The sequence below is a fragment of the Novosphingobium sp. HII-3 genome, assembly GCF_002916655.1.
Taxonomy (GTDB): domain Bacteria; phylum Pseudomonadota; class Alphaproteobacteria; order Sphingomonadales; family Sphingomonadaceae; genus Novosphingobium; species Novosphingobium panipatense.
Map to the genome: position 1 here is coordinate 25,198 of NZ_PPSM01000015.1, position 19,170 is coordinate 44,367.

The 19,170-nt window shown below is 62.0% G+C and carries 16 protein-coding genes; 10 read left to right on the forward strand and 6 right to left on the reverse strand.

Translation table 11 applies throughout. From position 1 onward, the window contains the following. Position 1 precedes the first annotated feature (1 nt). The 3 genes from C2R25_RS07680 (at position 2) to C2R25_RS07690 (ending at position 3,651) form a co-directional block, all read left to right on the forward strand. A complete protein-coding gene (locus C2R25_RS07680) occupies positions 2-283 on the forward strand; it encodes a circadian clock KaiB family protein (RefSeq protein ID WP_103728682.1) in 282 nt (93 codons plus the stop codon). Continuing rightward, positions 283-1,752 (forward strand): sensor histidine kinase, encoded by a 1,470-nt coding sequence (locus C2R25_RS07685; protein ID WP_233203826.1) that lies wholly within the window; start codon positions 283-285, stop codon positions 1,750-1,752. Before C2R25_RS07680 ends, C2R25_RS07685 begins: the two co-directional genes overlap by 1 nt. A 234-nt stretch (positions 1,753-1,986) precedes the next feature. After that, positions 1,987-3,651, forward strand: coding sequence for a GMC oxidoreductase (locus tag C2R25_RS07690; protein ID WP_103728659.1), 1,665 nt, complete (start codon positions 1,987-1,989; stop codon positions 3,649-3,651). Between the two features lie 161 nt (positions 3,652-3,812). Here the strand turns inward: C2R25_RS07690 and C2R25_RS07695 are convergent, their stop codons facing one another. Both C2R25_RS07695 and C2R25_RS07700 read right to left on the reverse strand, forming a co-directional pair. Beyond that, a complete protein-coding gene (locus C2R25_RS07695) occupies positions 3,813-4,874 on the reverse strand; it encodes a choice-of-anchor A family protein (protein WP_233203823.1) in 1,062 nt (353 codons plus the stop codon). Positions 4,875-5,112: 238 nt separating this feature from the next. After that, positions 5,113-7,641: a TonB-dependent receptor gene (locus C2R25_RS07700; protein ID WP_103728661.1), complete on the reverse strand. Its 2,529-nt coding sequence runs from the start codon at positions 7,639-7,641 to the stop codon at positions 5,113-5,115. A 689-nt stretch (positions 7,642-8,330) separates the two neighbouring features. Between C2R25_RS07700 and C2R25_RS07705 the strand changes: the two genes are divergently transcribed. Beyond that, complete coding sequence (locus C2R25_RS07705) at positions 8,331-9,062, forward strand: dienelactone hydrolase family protein (RefSeq protein ID WP_103728662.1); 732 nt, start codon at positions 8,331-8,333, stop codon at positions 9,060-9,062. A gap of 138 nt (positions 9,063-9,200) precedes the next feature. On the opposite strand, the gene C2R25_RS20365 is transcribed toward C2R25_RS07705, so the two are convergent. Beyond that, positions 9,201-9,347: a hypothetical protein gene (locus tag C2R25_RS20365; RefSeq protein ID WP_158250625.1), complete on the reverse strand. Its 147-nt coding sequence runs from the start codon at positions 9,345-9,347 to the stop codon at positions 9,201-9,203. Between the two features lie 32 nt (positions 9,348-9,379). Further along, positions 9,380-9,649 (reverse strand): translation initiation factor IF-1, encoded by a 270-nt coding sequence (gene infA / locus C2R25_RS07710; protein WP_103728663.1) that lies wholly within the window; start codon positions 9,647-9,649, stop codon positions 9,380-9,382. 308 nt (positions 9,650-9,957) lie between these two features. Here infA and C2R25_RS20690 point away from each other — a divergent pair, with 308 nt between their 5' ends. The 3 genes from C2R25_RS20690 (at position 9,958) to C2R25_RS07720 (ending at position 10,923) form a co-directional block, all read left to right on the forward strand. Next, positions 9,958-10,131 carry a hypothetical protein gene (locus C2R25_RS20690; protein ID WP_199183790.1) on the forward strand — a complete coding sequence of 58 codons (174 nt, stop codon included), beginning with the start codon at positions 9,958-9,960 and terminating at the stop codon, positions 10,129-10,131. Between the two features lie 97 nt (positions 10,132-10,228). Then, the gene (locus C2R25_RS07715) at positions 10,229-10,492 is read left to right on the forward strand and encodes an antitoxin Xre/MbcA/ParS toxin-binding domain-containing protein (RefSeq protein ID WP_103728664.1); all 264 of its coding nucleotides are present in this window, start codon (positions 10,229-10,231) and stop codon (positions 10,490-10,492) included. A 224-nt stretch (positions 10,493-10,716) separates the two neighbouring features. Then, entirely contained in the window at positions 10,717-10,923 is a 207-nt protein-coding gene (locus tag C2R25_RS07720; protein ID WP_103728665.1) for a cold-shock protein, read from the forward strand. A gap of 146 nt (positions 10,924-11,069) precedes the next feature. Here C2R25_RS07720 and C2R25_RS07725 read toward each other — a convergent pair whose 3' ends face one another. Further along, positions 11,070-12,257: a Xaa-Pro peptidase family protein gene (locus C2R25_RS07725; RefSeq protein ID WP_103728666.1), complete on the reverse strand. Its 1,188-nt coding sequence runs from the start codon at positions 12,255-12,257 to the stop codon at positions 11,070-11,072. A gap of 11 nt (positions 12,258-12,268) precedes the next feature. Then, a complete protein-coding gene (locus C2R25_RS07730) occupies positions 12,269-13,489 on the reverse strand; it encodes an FAD-binding oxidoreductase (protein WP_103728667.1) in 1,221 nt (406 codons plus the stop codon). Between the two features lie 257 nt (positions 13,490-13,746). On the opposite strand from C2R25_RS07730, the gene C2R25_RS07735 reads away from it, so the two are divergent. The 3 genes from C2R25_RS07735 to C2R25_RS07745 all read left to right on the forward strand — a co-directional run bounded on the left by C2R25_RS07735 (position 13,747) and on the right by C2R25_RS07745 (position 19,034). Further along, positions 13,747-14,403 carry a GntR family transcriptional regulator gene (locus C2R25_RS07735; protein WP_103728668.1) on the forward strand — a complete coding sequence of 219 codons (657 nt, stop codon included), beginning with the start codon at positions 13,747-13,749 and terminating at the stop codon, positions 14,401-14,403. A 22-nt stretch (positions 14,404-14,425) separates the two neighbouring features. Beyond that, positions 14,426-15,856, forward strand: coding sequence for an amino acid permease (locus tag C2R25_RS07740; RefSeq protein WP_103728669.1), 1,431 nt, complete (start codon positions 14,426-14,428; stop codon positions 15,854-15,856). A gap of 262 nt (positions 15,857-16,118) precedes the next feature. Beyond that, complete coding sequence (locus tag C2R25_RS07745; RefSeq protein ID WP_103728670.1) at positions 16,119-19,034, forward strand: TonB-dependent receptor domain-containing protein; 2,916 nt, start codon at positions 16,119-16,121, stop codon at positions 19,032-19,034. Positions 19,035-19,170: the final 136 nt, after the last annotated feature.

Here is a 19,170-nt window from a genome sequence, read left to right on the forward strand (position 1 = left end):
CATGAATAAGCCGAAAGAACTCACCCTCTACGTTGCCGGGCAGACCCCGAAGTCCGTGGCCGCCATCCGCAACCTCGAGAAGATCTGCGCCGAACACCTCGATTCCAGCTACGTGGTCAAGGTAGTCGACCTGAAAGAGAACCCGCGGCTCGCCCGGGAGCACAACATCGTGGCGATACCCACCCTCGTCCGCCAACTTCCGGTGCCGATTCAGAAGATAATCGGGGACCTGTCGGATACGGAAAAGGTGCTGGTCCATCTGCAACTGGGTGATCCTGCGTGATGGACGAAGCGGTGCCTGATACGCTTTCCCTGGAAGAGCTGCGGCGCCGCCTGGTCGAAGCGGAGGACACACTCCGCGCCATCCGCGAAGGTGATGCAGACGCGGTCGTCGTCCGCAACGCCAACGAAGATACGGTTTTCGCGCTGTCGGGAGGACAGGAGAGTTACCGCGCCATCATGGAAGCGATGGACATCGGTGCAATAGCGCTCGATGACCAGGGCCGCGTGCTCTACGCCAACGCCGCTTTCTGCGCCCTCATCGGCTGCGCGGCGACGCAACTGCAGCATCTTCCCATTTTTGAGAAGCTCGATGCGAACTCGGCGCAGGTCGTACGTGAGACAATCGAACAGGCGCGCCACGGGCGCCATCAGGTGCAGTTCGTGCAGAGCCATAGAGGAAGCAATCGGCACCTCATGGTCACGGCAGCGCCTTTGCCGATGGCGTTCGGCACTGGCTGTGCCCTGACGTTCAGCGACGTGACCGCCCGCGTCGAGGCAGCGGCCCTGGAAGAATCCGAGCGCATCGGCGAAGCCGTCATCGCCTCCGCCAACGAAGCGGTCGTGGTGTGCGATCGCGCCGGCAACATCATCAAGGCCAATGCGGCCGCCTCCGCCCTGATGCCCGGTGAGGCAATCGGCCGCCATTTCACGGATGCGCTGCCCCTTGCCTTCGCCGAGGACGGCGGGATTTCGACATCGGACGGCCTGCTTGACCTGGCGGCCGCCGGCAGCGCCGCCAGGGGGGTGGAAGCCTTCGCATTCCATCCGGACGCCCGCAAGGACCTGCTGGTCAGCGTAGCCCCCCTTCGCGTTTCGGGAGAGACCATCGGCGGGTCGGTGATAACTCTCGTCGACCTCTCGGAGCGCAAGGCGTTCGAAAAGCGGCAGACGCTGATGATGCATGAACTGGATCATCGCGTGAAGAACACGCTTGCCATGGTCCTTTCCATATGCGGCCGCACTCTGGCGGGATCGGACAGCCTCGAGGAATTTCGACTGCGGTTTACGCGCCGGATACAGGCTCTTGCCGCGACCCACAGTCTTCTCGCGGACGCCTCCTGGGCGGGCATAGACCTGGCCGCGCTGATTGAGACCGAACTTGCGCCCTACGTCAGCGCCGCCGGCCCTCACCTGGCTGTTTCGAAGCTGGAACGGACAGTGGCTCCGGATGTGGCAATCGCATTCGGCCTTGTCGTGCATGAACTGGCAACGAACGCGGTAAAGTACGGGGCACTGTCGGCAGAGAACGGCAAAGTGACGGTCTCAGGCGCCACCTTGAACGGCAACCTCTACGAAGTGGTATGGGCGGAAAGCGGAGGCCCGCCTGTGACGCCACCGATCCGGCAGGGATTTGGCCAGACACTCATCACGCGCAGCCTCGCGCGTGGCGAGGGCACCGGAGCAACCGTCGATTTCGCACCAGACGGGGTCGTCTGTCGCATGGTCCTGCCCATCGAAGTCGAGACCTGAAAAAGGCGCCAACGGATCTCTCCACGCCTTTTGCAAGGGCGACGATCCGTTATGGTTTCAATGCGCATTGCAGTGCAACAGCAAAACTTCCGCTGCCTTTGCAATAACATCACTAACATAAGCCAAGCCTACTGGACCCGCGTCCGGCGTTGAAAGGTCCACTTCGGCTTGTCCCTGTTCTCATGACATTTACCGCGCGCTACACCCGTCACGCATACGGGGTGAATAGTAACGGTGATAACGGATCTTCGCATCGCGGACACTCCGCACGGCGGGCTGCACTACGATGTGTGCCTGATCGGTGCGGGAGCAGCCGGCATTTCCATCGCTCAGGCCTTGGCAGGAAGCCGCCTTTCGATAGGCGTCCTTGAAAGCGGGGGTTCCGCATTCGAACCGGACACGCAGTCTCTGTATGAAGGCCAAGTCGGCGGTCACCCGATGACCATGGACACCGGCCGGTGCCGGATTCTAGGTGGCTCCACATCGGAATGGACCGGACGCTGCGGCAAGCTCGACCGCATCGATTTCGCGCGGCGGAACTGGGTTCCGCACTCCGGCTGGCCGATCCGCCATGCCGACCTGGCTCATTACTACCGTGCAGCGGAAACGGTATGTGGGTTCGCGACCCCCTGGGTTGACGACGCCGAAGCCGCTCGCGATCTGGAAATTGCAGCCCCTGATGATCCTCGTCTGGCGAATTATCTCTGGCGCTACGCCCCGATCGGCAACCGGCTCTATCGCCACTGGGGGCGCGAATACCGGCCCTTGCTCGAAGCCTCCTCCAACGTGGAGGTTCTCCTGCATGCCAACGTGATCCGTTGGCACGCTTCCGGGAAGACAGGCCTGCCGCAGCGGGTGGAGGCGGTGACGGCCTCCACGCTCGAAGGCAGGACCATACTGGTCCGGGCCCGCGCCTTCGTGCTTTGCGCCGGGGGTCTGGAGAGCACACGACTGCTTCTTTCCAGCCGCGACCATGTTGAGGGCGGCCTTGGCACGGGACTGGAAAACGCCGGCCGCTTCTTCATGCAGCATCCCAGGGGCCGCATCGCGCGCCTTGAAACTGACAAACGCACTGGCCTTTCCCTCCAGGATCGTTACGGCATCTTCGGTGCCCGCCAGGGGCTGCAGTATGAAAGCGGGCTTGCGATGTCCGAGCAGGTCCAGCGGGAGAGTAAGCTGCTCAACGCCAGCGTGATCTTCACATACGAGGCCGATGCCGCCTCCGGCTGGGAGGCGCTGAAGTCGCTGGCCTACCCGACTGCCGCTCCCCCTGTTGGCAGGGCCAAGGCCTTAAACCGTCTTGTGCGCGATCCCGGTTCCGCGCTGACGAACCTCTGGCGGCGAGGGTGGCAACACCGCCACGCGGCATTTCCAGTGAGGTCGATCAATCTCGTAATAGACCTCGAGCAGAAGCCCGATCCCGACAGCCGCGTCACCCTGTCCGCCGAGAGGGACAGGCTTGGCCTGCGCAAGCTTCACGTAGACTGGCGCATCAACCCTGAGGAACGGCGAACGTCGGCGCACTTCGCCAGGATCTTGGCCGAACACTTTTCGCGCAACCGCACCGGGTCGTTGGTCTTGGAAGACTGGCTTCACGACACCGGTCCCATCGGGGACGAGCTATCCGGCACCTTCCACCACATCGGAACCCTGCGCATGGCGTCCAACCCTCGCGAAGGTGTGGTGGACGGCAATTGCCAGGTTCACGGTGTCGATAACCTTTACGTATCGAGTTGTGCCACCTTCACGACCGGCGGCCATGCAAATCCCACCTTCACAATTGTCGCCCTCGCCCTGCGACTGGCGGATCATCTACGCGCGCGACTTTCGGAGCAGGGCCACCCCTCTTCGGCAACGCATGAGGTGAAGCGCCCCCCCCGACATCCACATAGCCGATGATTCGGGAACGGCGGCTGCAATCTGCCGTCGACGCCGATTTCGGCCGATGTAGTTCGCATTTGCCACGTGGCACTTTGGCGTCGAACCCGTTCGCAGAAGCGAAAGTGTCCGCATGCAAGGGCAGACATCTTGGGGATGGAACGTGTTCTACTTGTTCCCTATCAGGCCGGTACGCGGCGCCGGCGCCAAAACAGCGCGGCAAAGGCCAGGGCAAACAGACCAAGCGTACCCGGCTCAGGCACGGCTGTGCCCCCTGAGGAACTGCTGCTCGAGGGAGGTGTCGGCGTGCTCGGCGGGTAATACCCCCCGGCATAGGTGCCGATGTGCATCTCCCCGTTCTGTTCGAGGCTGCCAAACACTGCCGAACCCTGAATATAATTCCCGGTCGTCGCGGCTGCGCCGGGGGCAAGTACAGAGCCGCCCCATGCGGTCGTCAGCGAAAGGTTCTGCGCCTCGGTGAAGTTCCAGATCACGTGCTCGCCCAAGTTTTGCGTGCCGCCGAGGAAGTTGTCGTTCAACGTGATTGCCTCGCCGGACACGTTGACGATGGCAGTGTCGGCACCGTTCAGGTTGAACTTGATCTCGCCAATCTTGTCGAGGTCGGCAGCAGAGATGTTGAATACCGCCACGCCGTCCGCTCCGGGCTGCGAATTGAACGTCCCGGTGTTGCCGCGAATACTAAACTGGCTGTTGGCTGTTTGCGTACTCAACGTCTGACTCAGGCCGGTCATCGATGTCTCGATGAGGCTCTTTTGCTGAAATAGGTTCTGAACGAAGGCCGGATCACTGGCTGCGAGCCCGGAGGTGAGTACGTTGTTATTGACGTTCGTCTTGCTAACGCTTCCTCCCACTTGGACCGTCTGCTTCGCACCGTTCAGATTGAACCCGCTGTTGACATTGCCGCCCACGATCGCACCCGAACCATTGTTAAGGTTCTTCGTGCCGCCATTCACATCACCAACGACCGTCAGCCCGGGCGTTCCACTGCTCGACGGCGGAAGAGGCTGGATCTGATAGTTGGAGGAGTTGCCGTTGAGGTTGCCCCCGACAAAGGTGCGCCCCTCCACTTCCGATGAGGACGTGAGATCGCCCAGCACCACGAGATTCCACGTGCGCAGAACATCGGTTCCAGCAATCATGCCAGACCCGGCGAGTGCGGGTGTGGCGGCGAGGACTACGGAAACGCCGGAAACGAGTAGCGAGACGGAACGGAAGCGGTGCACGGAGAATCCTCGGGCGGAAGCGGACAGTGCCTGAGGGCCTTGCAGCGGTGAGCAACCGCTTCAAGTGAAAACGCCGGACTGTCTCCGGATGAAACGGCTTCCGGAACACCTCCAACGATGCCCTCGATCCGCCACCGTAAGCTTGCGTCCGGCGCATGGGAACGCCTGAGGCGGCGTTGGACCTCCCGAAACGTACGAGTGCCGCAGGACCGTCCGTCCTGCGGCACCTGGCGGATTGTCACTCTCCGCCGAAGCGAACCTTCAGACGGAGGCCGTACATGCGAGGCTGGCCGAGGATCAGGCTTTCAGTGCCTGTCGAGGCCCAGCTGTTGCCGACGAAGATCGGGTACTTTTCATTCGTCAGATTGGTGATGAAGCCGGAAAGGTCGACGGGGCTGCCGCCAATCGAATTCCAGTTCAGATTCAAGTTCCAGAGGTTTGAAGAAGGCAGAATGCCCAACGGCGTATCGTTGGAGGCGACCTGCTTTGCGGTGTAAGTGTACGTCGCCGCCAAGGTGATCTGGCCGATGCTGTCATCGAGCGGCAGCGTGTAAGAGGGCGTGATCGTGACGCGATGCTTCGGTGACTGAGGCAGTTCACCACCAACCAGTGCCCCTGTCGTAGGAGGCAGGTAGCCGGGGAAGATCGGAGGCGTATACGACTTCAGCTTCGTGTCCAGATAGGCATAGCCAAGCGTCAGGTTGAAGCCGTAGGCTGCCAGCGCCGCATCCACTTCAATGCCCTGGATCTTGGACTTACCAGCGTTGACGATCGCCTGCGCCGGAGAGTTCGTGTTGTTGGGAATGGACGGATCCGGATTGAGGTTTGCAGCGAGCTGCTGATCGGAGAAGTCGTTGTAGAACGCAGCGGCGTTCAGGTAGCCGCTCAACGTGCCTCGGAACGAGGTCTTGAAGCCAATTTCGTAGGCATCGACCTTTTCAGGCCCCCAGGCGACGGGCACGGTGTTGGATGCGTTCACGTTGCCCTGACGATAGCCGCGTGAATACTTGGCGTACAGGAGCACGTCCGGCATGGGCTTGTAGTCAATATCGATGAGCCACGTGGGCTTTTCCGACTTCTGCTTGATCGTGGTCAGGCAATTCTCGGGATTATCAGCCGGCCGCGTCGGATAGGCCGCACATGTGAAGGTCGGCGTATTGGGGGCAAAGAAGAAGATCTGACGCGTCGCGCCTTGACCTTTGACCTTGTCGATCGTGTAGCGGATACCGCCGGTAACCGAGAGTTGATCCGTGAAGTTGTAAGTCCCCTGCGCGAAGAAGCCAATATTTTCATAACGATAGCGTGTCAGAGAATTCTGGACCAGACCCGGGAACCGGCCGCTGCCGAGGCTGTCGACGCCCTGGCACTGGAGCGTGTTGATATCGCTGCAACTTATCGTGACAAGGACTGGGATCGTCACGCCAGGCGCCACCGGCGCGTTGGACGTGTACGTGATGGGCGAATAGGAACCCTGGAACGGGCTGAGCGGACCGCTGGTCTCGTAATAACCGCCCAGGACATAGTTCAACTTGCCGTCGCTCGTGCGGCCCTGAATCTGCAGCTCTTCAGTGGCGGTGTACTGCTCGACGTTGTCGAAATTCGGATCCGGATTAAGGCCGACCCAGGTGAAGGGAAGGCCGCGGAAAGCGGGATTGGGGTTCGTGTCGGGAATGACGTAGTTGTCAGCGCCGATGTTGAAGCCCTGGCTCTGACGGAATTCCTGGTAGCTCGCGATGTTCTTGATCGTGATCGCGTCACTGGCCTGCCAAGTCGTAGTGTTGATGACCGACCATTGCTTGATCTTGAGCGAAGGATCGGGATGGCCGTTCTCGACATCCCAGTACCCGTAATCCTGCGCCTTGGCGCGAGCCAGGCCCTGGCTGCATGCGATCGGAGCGAGGAAGGAAGCCGTGCTGCCGGGCGTGGGCAAACCGAAGCGTGAGCGATCCACGCCCTGATCGCAGCCCGCAACGTTAGCCACCGTAACCTTGCCCGTGATGCCGTACGAATCCGAATGGCCGTACCGAACGATCGTGTAGTTTTCGAGCGTAGGAGTCAGTTCGGCCAGGATGCCCGCGCGAACGGCCCAATAATCGACATCACCCAGAGCGTCAGGGCCAATGTCAGACCGGTTCTTCAGATAGCCGTCGCGCTCGTGCCGCTCAAATCCCAGGCGCACCTTGAAAGTGTCGGTTAGAGGCAGGTTCAACACGCCTTGCAGGCGATACATGTCGTAGTTGCCGATCGAGCCTTCGACGTAACCGCCCAGCTCTTCCGTGGGACGCTGAGGTACGATCAGCACGGCGCCGCCGGTGGTATTGCGGCCGAACAGGGTCCCCTGCGGACCTTTCAGAATCTGTACGTTCTGCAGATCGAAAAACTGCCCCACCCCGGCTCCGTTGCCGCCGGGGGTGCCACCTTGCGCGCGGGGACCGATGACATCCGCGAAGTACACCGCAACGGACGGCGAGGTGAAGTTCTCCTGCACGAATCCGCGCAGCGCAAAGGTTGCAGCCTCCGGGCCATAGCGCGAATTCGCCGACAGGGAGGGCGTGTAGGTGGCCAGGTCGGCGCCGGAGGTAACGTTCCGGTTGTCGAGCTGCTGGTCGTTGAACACGGTGATCGAGATCGGCACGTCCTGCAGTCGTTCTTCAACACGGCGTGCGGTCACCACGATTTCATCCGTCGCAGACTGCGCGAACGCCGGTGTGCAGGTAACTAACGACGTGGATGCCGCCAGAACCATCTTGAAGCGTGAAACGCCCATTGTTTTTGATCCCTCCCTGATCTTTGCCGCCGGTTTCCAGTGCTGCGGGAACACTGTTCTTACAGTGTGACATACTTAACGGCTCGGCTAGTACCCAACCGCCGGTCACCGACACCGGCAGCGTCAAAGCGGAGGCTCCAGCTCTCCCTGCAAATCGTGGAAATACTGCAGTTTGCGGCGACTTTCCGCCGATAAACCGGAACAGGGCAGCGCCACGAAGCACGTTGTCTGTGCCTCGCGAGACAAAACTGATTGCACCCCCGGATAGAACGGTCGGCGGCGCTCCTGCTCTTGAGCGGCAACTGGGACGGATCGGTGTTGCCGCGAGGGACTACAGACGTGTTGTGCGGAGCGCACACGCTGCCTGCAGATCGATGGAAGCGCCATGTCGAGGCGGTCAGCGAGCGATTCGAGGCATTGATCGCGCGCAGGATCAGCGACTGCAAACTCGGCGGCGCCCCCTGCCGCGCTTGACGGCGGTCTACGATGATGAAAGCCTACCCGCTATGAAGAGTTGTGCATACAAGAGGCGCTCTGGGCATAGAGAGGCATTGGCAGCATCACGGTCATAGAAGCGGGAGCTTCATTGTGAGCAACAAAGGCCCCGGTTCCTAAGCGCGACGCTAACCTAGAGGCGCCGTGACACTCTTGTTAAAGCACGCCTTCTTGTACAGAATCTGGAACAGCGAATGATGACTGACGCGCGGGCATTCGATTATTCACATGATGGAGCAACCTTCAAAGGGCAACTGGCCGTGCCTGAAGGGTCCGGCCCGCACCCCGCTATCCTGGTAATGCACAACGCACGGGGCCTTGGACTTGGACCGATAAAGCGCGCACAAGCTCTCGCGAAAGAAGGCTATGTCGCTCTGGCAAGTGACCTCTACGGCGACGGCGCCTTCTACCACGATCCCAGGCAAGCGAACGCGTCGTTGGCACCTCTCTTCCATGAGCCTGCACGGCTTCGAGCAAAGATCGTGGCTGCCTTTGAGACGCTGCGTGGCTTGCCGCAGGTCGATGCGGAGCGTGTCGGCGCCATCGGCTTCTGCTTTGGCGGGATGTGTGCCCTTGAACTGGCGAGGAGCGGAGCCCCCGCGCGCGGTGTTGTGAGCTTCCACGGCCTCCTCAACACCCATGCCCGCGCCAAGGCCGGCGAGGTGCAGGCGAAGCTGCTCATCCTGACCGGCGAGCGGGACCCTTATGCGCCTTCGAGCGATGTCGAGGCGCTGCGGGACGAGTTACGCCATGCTGGCGCCGACCACCACATCACGATCTATAGCGAGGGGTGGCATGCCTTTTCGGACGACGAAGCCGCCGAAATGGAGCAGGTGCCGGGCGTCAGGTACGATCCGCTCATTGACCGGCTGGCGTGGGCGCAGACACTGGCGTTCCTGGAGGCGACAGTAAAAGAGAACGTGTAGCAGAGGAGAATGAGAAAGCAGCATCTCCCCCGCTCGCGCCCGCTGGAGGAGGGCCTGCTTGGGCGGCTACAATGAGTTCCACGACGGAACCGCTGCTTACCGCCGACACTCAGCGAGGTCTTGCGCGATGGGTGAGGCTCAGTCGATCATGGCGGCGACGAGACGCCGAAGATGCTCCTGGCTCAACAAGCCGGACGGCTTCTTGATCTGGAGATCGCGCGATCCATGGGAGGGGTAAGTGGCAGTATTGAAACGCCCTTGAGCGCCTTGCGTATCGATGTGCATAGTATCCTATTTTGACGGGACAGCCCCGCCTCTTATCTTCTGAATCCGCTGCGCCGCCTCGGCGGCCCGCCAGCTTGACCAGGTGTCTTCTCACGGAACACGATCCGACCCTTGGAAAGATCGTAAGGCGTCATCTCGACGTGCACGCGGTCACCGACGACGGAGCGGATGCGAAACTTGCGCATCTTGCCCGCTGTATAGGCGATGATCTTGTGCTCATTGTCGAGGAGGACGGCGAAGCGGCCATCGGGGAGGATCTCCTCGATAAACCCTTCCATGGTCAGCAATTCTTCCTTGGCCAAACTTGAATTTCCCACAATCGGAGAGCGCCTGCGATCATGCGTGCGCAGTCTGCGATCATGAAAGTTGGCTGATGTTTGAAAAACACCCGCAAAATGCGAGCGAGCATCGACAGAGCCGACGCAGCTATCTCCATATACATCGGAAAACTGAAATTACAACCGGCGCTTCCTTCGCAAAATATCGGCCAATGAGGACGATCGTCCTCGCTACAGCTCCAAACATCATGTATGCTACTCTCAACGTCGAAATCCAATCGCCTGTCGATGATTGAGAGACTGAACGCGCTTCCGCGGAATGGAGAGCTTGCATGGGTCTCAATGAATTACTTTTTCACCATCAAGTTGCACTCATTCAGTACGCTGCCGATAATAAGAGCAGTCGCGACAATGGGACGAGCTTCGATCTGGTGCGCCACTACGAAGCCAGGATTGCGCGCCTGCGCCACGAGATCGGCGCTGCCGCGTATCCGCGATGGCCATGAGCATCCAATCCGCCGCCTACGCCATAGTCCCGGGCCTGCCGCAGGGCAGAGAGGTGATTGCCATCACGTGAACGACCAAGAAGCAGGAAACCCCGCAATGAACACAGACGAGAAACCAAGACCTTCCCGCCCCAAGGCTCGCTGGATCAACACACCGAAGCTGACGCCGGACGCGGCAAGCCGCCAGGGCAAGGTGACGAAGCTGGCGTTCGAAGTTCTGGGAGGCCGGGACGAGGCCATCGCCTACCTCAACACCGCCTGCGTCACGCTCGGCGGGCGACCGCTTGATCTGGCGGTGGATTCGGCCGAAGGCCTCGGCCGCGTGGAACATGCCTTGGCAGGCATGAAATCGACGGGCTAATTCATCCGTCGCGTTTCACCGGCGCTCGAAAGGCGATTTGGAGAAGAAATGCGATCAGGGCTATCTAATTGTCCAGATCCGCGTACAAGAGCCGGGCTGACACGTCGCCTGCGACGGATATTGGGCCGCCAAGGCTCCCCTTTGTCCCTTACAGCCTCACGAAGCCGGGATGCGCCGCCGTTGGCGTATGCCCGTCATACCTGCATTGGGCAAAGGATACCCATATGATCACCGGCACCGTAAAGTTCTTCAACGCCGACAAGGGCTATGGCTTCATCGCTCCCGAAACGGGCGGGGACGACGCGTTCGTGCACATCAGCGCCGTCGAGCGCGCTGGCATGCGCACCCTCAACAAGGACCAGCGCGTATCCTACGAACTGGAAACCGATCGCCGCGGCAAGACCTCGGCTGTCAATCTCCAGTCCGCGTAAGCGCACGGATCGGCGGGCCTTTCACAAGGCCCGCCAACCATGCTTCCGCGTTAGGAGTGGCTATCTGTCACGACTGATGTTCCAGCGGAAGCAGGCGGAACCGCAGGCCACGGCAGCCAGCTTGCCGCAGATCCGCCACCGGTGCGTCAACCGAACGGCGCTTCAAGCGAGTGCTGCGGCTCGGTGAACCACCGCGCTCCCTCTTCGGTCACATACATGTGGTCTTCCAGCCGCACGCCGAAGCGTGAGGGGACGACGATCATGGGCTCATTGGAAAAGCACATTCCGACCGCCAGCGGGGTCCGGTCGCCTCGCACCAGATAGGCCGGTTCGTGAATGGAAAGGCCGATACCGTGGCCGGTGCGGTGAGGAAGGCCCGGCAGCGCATAGTCGGGGCCCAGACCTGCCTTGTCCAGAACGGCACGCGCCGCGTAATCCACGCTCTCGCAGGTTTCTCCGACGCGCACGGCATCGAACGCTGCCTGCTGCGCTTCCTTTTCAACGTTCCAGATGTCCCGGATGTCCTGCGACACCGTTCCAAAGGCGTATGTGCGCGTAATGTCGGAGTGGTATCCCTCGACCCGGCATCCGGTATCGATCAGCACCAGTTGCCCTTCCTGAAGCTCCCGGTCACCCGGAAGCCCGTGGGGATAGGCGGTCGCCTCTCCGTACTGTACGATGCAGAAGCTGGACCCGCTCGCGCCGAGGCGGCGGTGAGCGGCATCGATGAAGTGCTCCACTTCGCTTTGCCGTATGCCCGGGCGCAGTATCCTGGCCGCCGCCTCGTGGACCTGCAGCGTCATGCTTTTGGCCTGCTGCATCAGCGCCAGTTCAGCGCTCGACTTGATCATGCGGCACTGCTTGATCACGGGCATGCCGTCGATCAGCCTCACCGCTTCCGCCACCCGGATGCGTTCGGCGAAGTGGAAGGGCAATTCCGGATCGAGCGCAAGGGTTCGTGCTCCCATGCTTCGCAGGCTATCCACGACCAGCGCCATGGGATCCTCGTCCTCCTGCCAGGTCCGGATCTCCGCCGCGATGGCAAGATCCGCCTGCAGCGTGCCGATCTCGAAGTGCGGGCAGATGATGACAGGCTTGCGCCCTGGGGCCAGCAACATCGCAACGAGGCGCTCCGTCTGCCCCCAGGGCACGCCGGCGAAATACCGCAACGAGGCGCCCGCGTTCACCAGCAGGGCGTCAGCGCCACTGTTCGCGGTGAACCTGCAAGCCCGGTCCATGCGAGCATCCCGTTCATCAGGTGTAATCGCCGCTGCAGGATTCGCCCATGGTGCCAGCCGCGCCAGCTCTGCTTCGATGGTAGATCCGCCAATCATGAAATCGGTCCTCAGGAAAATCGCTCGATGTCAAACGGGCCGAGCGGAATGTCGGGTGCCTCACCGGCAATGACGGATGCCATGAGCCTGCCGGTGACGGGGGCCAGCGTCAGCCCCAGATGCTGATGACCGAACGCATAGTAAAGGTTTGGCACCCGCGTCGAGCGCCCCATGGCGGGAAGATAATCCGGCAAGGTGGGCCGACATCCCATCCAGCGGCGGAAGGGGCCGCTGATCGGCAAACCAAGCTCGGCGATGTGTGTTTCCAGTCTCTCCCACTTGCGCGGATCGGCCGGAGCGTCCGGCCGGTTCATCTCCACGAAGCTGGCGGCCTGCACGGCCTGTCGGTACCGCGTCACGATCATCGCGCGCTCCTCAAACACGACCGGCGGCAGATCGCGGGGCCAACCGGTCACATCGGCGCGAACATGATAGCCGCGCTCGGCGATGATCGGTGCCTTGTGTCCCGCGGCTTTCATCAACGCGCCTGAGCGGACTCCCGCGCAAACGATGATTTTGTCCGCCTCCAACCCGTGCACCTGCACGCGCCCGTGCTGCAGCTGAAGCGAGGCGCGTTCCTGTACGAGCGCACCTCCGAGGTCGACGAAGGCCTGCCTCAGCGCGTGGCGCAAGGCACCCAGATCGGCGATCTGAGCCGTACCGCTGAAGCGGACGGCACCCGAAATCGGCCGCGCGCAGATCCTCGACAAGGCTGAGAGGTCATCGCCGCTGGCCGGATGCACGGTGGCCGGACCGGTGCGTGCGCCCTCCCACGCTCTTCGGCCGGCCTGCGCTGCTGCGGCGCTGTTCCACAGCACCAGATGCCCGTCGCTCCGCAGAAGATCCTGCGCGCCGATCCGGTGCAGGAGCGAAGACCAGGCCGGGAGCGCGCGGTCCATCAGCGGCGCCATCGCGGCACATCCCGTCGCAAAGCGCTTCGGGCGTCCCGCTGAAAGTAGGCGCAGTCCGAAGGGCAGCCATTCGGCCACCGCGCCCGGCGGGAAGGACGCCGCGCCGCCACGCATGAACAGGCGGTGGGGAAGCGAGCGCACCATGGCCCACGAAGCCAGCGGTTCGACCTGCTCGACGGCGATGTGCCCCGCATTGCCCCACGAAGCGGCCTGTCCAGCAGCGTCATCATCGACCAGCGCAACCCGGTGCCCGGCCTGCAGCAATTCGATGCCGGCGCTCAGCCCGACTACGCCTCCACCTATGATTCCGATGAGGCTCACGAAAACTCCATTGCCACAGCCGCCTTGTTTCGTATACCGTATATATAACTGGGCAACCACGCAAGGTTTGATGCTGTGACACGCTTATCTGCTGCCGTTGCTGACCCGCTCCTCCGCATTGCCGCAGAGTCGCCCCGGCTGGGCCAAAGGAATGCCCCTCGCGAAGCGCAATTGCCTCACTTTCCAGGATCATCTACCGTATACGGGGGCACCGCACACACGGTCCGTGCAGCCGTCCCCTGTATGGAGACCCGTCTGTGACCATCGTCGTCCGCACTCTTGCCGAACGCATATTCGACGTCATTCGTGAGCGTATCGTTGAAGGGCAGCTTCCCGTCTCGGAGCCGGTGCGTCAGGATGCGCTTGCAGCCGAACTGGGGGTGAGCAAGATCCCCCTTCGTGAGGCGCTGGCCAAGCTTGAACACGAAGGTCTGCTGACCAGTCAGGCCAATAGAGGATGGTTCGTGCGCCCCATGTCGCAGGACCAGGCGGAGGAGATTTATCTCCTACGCCTTGCAATAGAACCCGCAGCAGCAGCCTATGCCTGCCTTAAGGCCGATGATGCGGACAGGGCCGCCGCGTGCGAGGCTTTCGAGCGGCTTGACGCCGCCACGAAGGAAAACCTCAAAGACGTAGCGGTGCGCAACCGACAGTTCCACGTAAGCCTCGTTCGACCAGGCGGCCGCCTTCTCACCACGCAGCTGGTGGAGCGCCTTGAGGTGCTTGCCGAACGCTATGTCATCGCGCACCTGCAGCCGGCGGGCCGTGGCGACCGTGCGCATCTTGAGCACCGCGATCTGCTGGATGCGTGGCTGGCGGGCGACTCCAGCCGCGTCAAAGACCTTCTCACCGCGCACATCTCCAGCACTCTGGACGATCTGCGGGCCCATTTCACCGCAAGCCAGCCGAGCTGAGCCCTCAACCATCAGGAAACCTATGTTCGGACCGCGAAAATCCATTGAGAAACTATCCCAGCGCGCTTCCGGGCATTCCCTTGCCAAGACATTGAGCTGGCCGCACCTGATAGCTCTTGGCGTCGGCGCCATCGTAGGCACCGGCATTTACACACTGACTGGCGTCGGCGCGGAGCGGGCCGGGCCCGCAGTCATCCTTGCATTCGCGATAGCAGGCGCGGTCTGTGCCTGCGCGGCTCTTGCCTATGCGGAAATGGCCACGCTCATCCCCGCAGCGGGTAGCGCCTACACGTTCAGCTACGCGGCGATGGGCGAAACCATCGCCTGGATCGTGGGATGGAGCCTCATACTCGAGTATTCGCTCGCCTGCTCCACGGTCGCGGTGGGCTGGTCCGGCTACCTTGTCGGGTGGATGCAGGCGGCGGGACTGGATCTTCCGCAGGCCCTGCTCGTAGGACCGCATGGCGGTGGGATCATCAACCTGCCAGCGGTCGTCGTCGCTCTCGGCGTGATGGGTCTTCTGATTGCCGGCACGCGTGAAAGCGCCACTCTCAACATCGTGCTGGTTATCATCAAGCTGGCCGCACTTTCTGTTTTCGTGGCAATGGCCCTGCCCGCCTTTCAGTCCTCAAACCTCGAACCGTTCATGCCTTACGGCTTCGCGAGCACCGAGATCGAAGGTCAGAAGCGTGGCGTGATGGCCGCAGCGGCCATCGTCTTCTTCGCCTTCTACGGCTTCGATGCCGTCGCCACGTCGGCGGAGGAAGCCAAGAACCCCGGTCGCGACCTCACCATCGGCATCATCGGCTCCATGGTCGTCTGCACGCTGATCTACATGGCTGTCGCCATCACTGCGGTCGGCGCGCTCCCCTTCCTCAGCCTTGCCAATTCGCCCGAACCCCTGGCGCTCGTTCTGCGCAGCCTGGATCACCCGGTAGCGGCACACCTCGTCGCACTGGCCGCCGTTATCGCCCTTCCATCCGTCATCCTCGTTATGATGTACGGCCAGAGCCGCGTCTTCTTCGTCATGGCACGCGACGGCCTGTTGCCGCGCGCGCTGGCCGAAGTGAGCCCGCGTACGGGTGCTCCCACGCGCATCACGCTGATGACCGGCATTTCCATCGCCATAGTGGCAGGCATCTTCCGCCTCGATGAAATCGCGGAGCTTGCGAATGCAGGCACTCTGATCGCGTTCATGTCCGTAGGCGCATGCCTCATGATCCTTCGCCGGCGCGCACCGCAGCTCCCCCGCCTGTTCCGCTGCCCCCAGCCTATGTTGGTTGGTACGCTCACCATCGCGGGCTGCGCCTATCTCCTTCTCAGCTTGCCGAGTTCGACGCTGGTCCGCTTTGCAGCCTGGAACGTGATCGGATTGTTGCTGTACTTCATCTACGGCCGGACCCGAAGCGAGGCCGCGCGTGAAGCTGCAACGGCTGGGCAAGCCTCGGCCTGAGCCGAACTCAAGCCCTGCGTCGGCCCGCCAGCACCGCCGGGCCGACGCCCGCCGTCCCTCGCTCATCCCTCGTTGTTGGATCGAGCCCGCGCGTGAAGTTGCGGGAATGGGGCAGTGCGAGTGGGGCAGCTGTCTCCGCTCTGTGACCAAATCTCCACGGGCAAGACAGAAGCTTTCCTGATCGTTTAGTATTTCGTATACGGTATTTGACTTGTCGTACAAAATGACGCAGCCTGTGGCTTACCAACAAGGGAGTCACCGTATGAGGGGTCATCAGAGAAAACTTTATTGCGCCGTCGCGCTGACTGCGCTCGTCGCCGGGACGGCTCAGGCGCAACAAGCGCCGGTCGGCTCGGAGGACGGGATCAGCAATGACATCGTGGTCACCGGCACACGCATCAAGCGGGCAGATCTGGAATCGAACAGCCCGCAGACCATCGTCGGGTCGGAGGAGTTCCGGTACCAGGGCGCCACGACCGTGGAGCAGGTCCTGAACCGCTTGCCGCAGTTCACCGCTGACGCGAACGAGAACGTGTCCAACGGTTCGGACGGCACCTCCAAGATCAACCTGCGCAACCTCGGCTCGCAGCGCGTCCTCGTCCTTGTCGACGGTCAGCGCATGATGCCATCACAGGCGGTGAACCTTAGCTTCCTGCCGAGCAGCCTGGTCGAGCGTGTGGACGTCATGTCGGGCGGCGCCTCGGCCGTTTACGGCTCCGACGCGCTTTCGGGTGTCGTCAACTTCATCATGAAGAAGGATCTGGACGGGGTTCGGATCGACGCCCAGGCCGGCTTTGCGCAACATGACAACAACAACGGTGCGCTGCGCGCGCTGCAGCGTTCCGCCGGCTATGATCCCGCCCCGGGTTCCGTCATCGACGGCGGCAAGCAGGACATCACCGTCTCGGTCGGCAAGAACTTCGCGGACGGTCGCGGTAACATAACCGTCTACGGCGGTTATCGCAGCTTCAGCCCTGTGCGCCAGTCCAGCCGCGACGTTTCCGCCTGTGCGCTGCAGGATACGACCACCGCGTTGTTCTGCGGTGGCTCCAGCCAGTCGCCCTATGGTGTCTTCGTTCCTTTGTCGGACAAGAGCGCGTACCAGGGCCAGACGCTCGTCAACAACCGCAACGGTGACGGTACGCTGGTTCCTTACGATCCCTCATACGCCTACAACTACGCGCCCGATTCCTACTTCCAGCGTTCGGACGAGCGCATCACGGCCGGCGGTTTCGCGCACTACGAGTTCAGCCAGGCTGCGGAACTCTACGGCAGCTTCATGTACATGAAGGACCAGACGTTCTCGCAGGTCGCACCCTCGGCGATCTGGCTGGGCACCCCATTCGACGTCTCGTGCAACAATCCCTACGCCAGCGCGGCCCAGCTTCAGGCCATCTGCGGCGCGGCAGCCGGCACCAACACGACCGAAGAATCGCTCGTGGCGTACCGCACCACCCTGGCACCCCGCCGGGACAACCTTCGCTACAACGACTACCGCTACACTGCGGGTCTCCGCGGCGATCTCGGCAGCGGCTTCAGCTATGACGTCAACTACATGTACTCGCTGGTCAAGTTCAAGGAGACCTACCTCAACGACGTGAACCAGGTTCGCGCCGGGTATGCCCTGAACGCGATCGACGTGAACGGCGTGCCGACTTGCGTTGCCGCGATCAACGGCACCGATCCCAACTGCATCCCGGCCAATGTGTTCCTCCCCAACGCGATGACGGCGGAACAGGCCGCATACCTGTTCGGGGAGAGCAACACCGCGTCGCGCAACTCCCTGCAGGTCATTTCGGCGAACCTCAGTGGTGACCTGGGCAAGCTGGGCGTCACGATGCCCTGGGCCAGCCAGGGTGTCGGCATCGCGCTTGGCCTCGAACGCCGCCGGGAGACGCTCAAGTTCACAGCCGACGAAGTTGCACAGCAGAACGGCACGATGAACGCCGACGGCATCATCTCGGTCACCGAAGCCTACGGTGAAATCGAGATCCCGCTGATCGAAGACCGCCCCTTTTTCCAGTCGCTGACGTTCAACGCAGGCGTTCGCTATTCTTCATACGACAACAAGCAGAACTCGACCGGCTTCAGCTCCGGTTACAACGTCTGGACTTACAAGGGCGAGCTGAGCTGGCAGCCGATCGACGATCTGCGCATCAGGGCAAGCTACAACCGCGCTATTCGCGCACCTAACGTGGCAGAGCTGTTCGCAACGACGGCAGTTGGCAACGTCGCCGCGCAGGACCCTTGCGCCGGGGCAAACCCTTCGGCGTCGCTGGAAATTTGCAAGCTCACGGGCGTGACAGATGCACAGTACGGCCGCATTGCCGAATGCCCCGCGGCAACGTGCTCCGCGCTCAGCGGCGGCAACCTTGCACTCAAGCCGGAAACCGCGGACACCTACACCGCAGGTGTCGTCATCACGCCGAAGGCGCTGCGCAACTTCTCGCTGTCGATCGACTACTTCAACATCAAGGTGAAGGACTACATCGGCTCGATCGCACCCTCCCTGATCCTTGGCCAGTGCGCAGAAACCGGCGATCCGTACTTCTGCGGGCTCTTCCGGCGCGATCCCCGATCGGGTGCTTTGTTCGGGCAGAACGCCGGGTATGTGATTTCCACGACGCTCAACACCGGCTATCTGCAGACCTCGGGCTTCGACATCAACGCGGACTACACGTTCGATATCGGGAAGGCCGGTCGCATCAATGTCGGCGTTGTCGGCACCTACCTGCTCGAGCAGGTTTCGGAGCCGGTCCCCGGGATGGGCACCTACGACTGCAAGGGCCTGTTCGGCTACACCTGCGGTCAGCCGACGCCGGAATGGCGCCATGTCGCGCGTTTCACCTGGATGGCGCCGAGCGACACGAACGTCTCTGTCTCCTGGCGTCACATCGGCGGCACGACGCTGTCGAGCCTCACTGACAATCCGCTGCTCAGCGCGCCTGAAACCGTGGTGAACAGCAAGATCGATGCCTACAACTATATCGATCTGGCGCTTACGCAGACCATCGACAACGGACTGACGCTGCGGGCCGGTGTGAACAACCTGTTCGACAAGGATCCCCCGGCCCTGTCCGCCGGCCTCCTGCAGACCTTCGGCAACGGAAACACGTATCCAGGCGTCTACGATGCGCTTGGTCGCACGATCTTCATCGGTGCCACCGTCAACTTCTAATCCGCCAGCAAGCGGCGGCTTTCCTTACTCATCCACCCGGGAAAGTCGTCGCTGACGGAGTGGCCCGTCCGGTCTCAGACCGGACGGGCTCTTTTTGGTCGCGGAAGGTGGCCGCGGATGTTGCGGCGCGGACGAA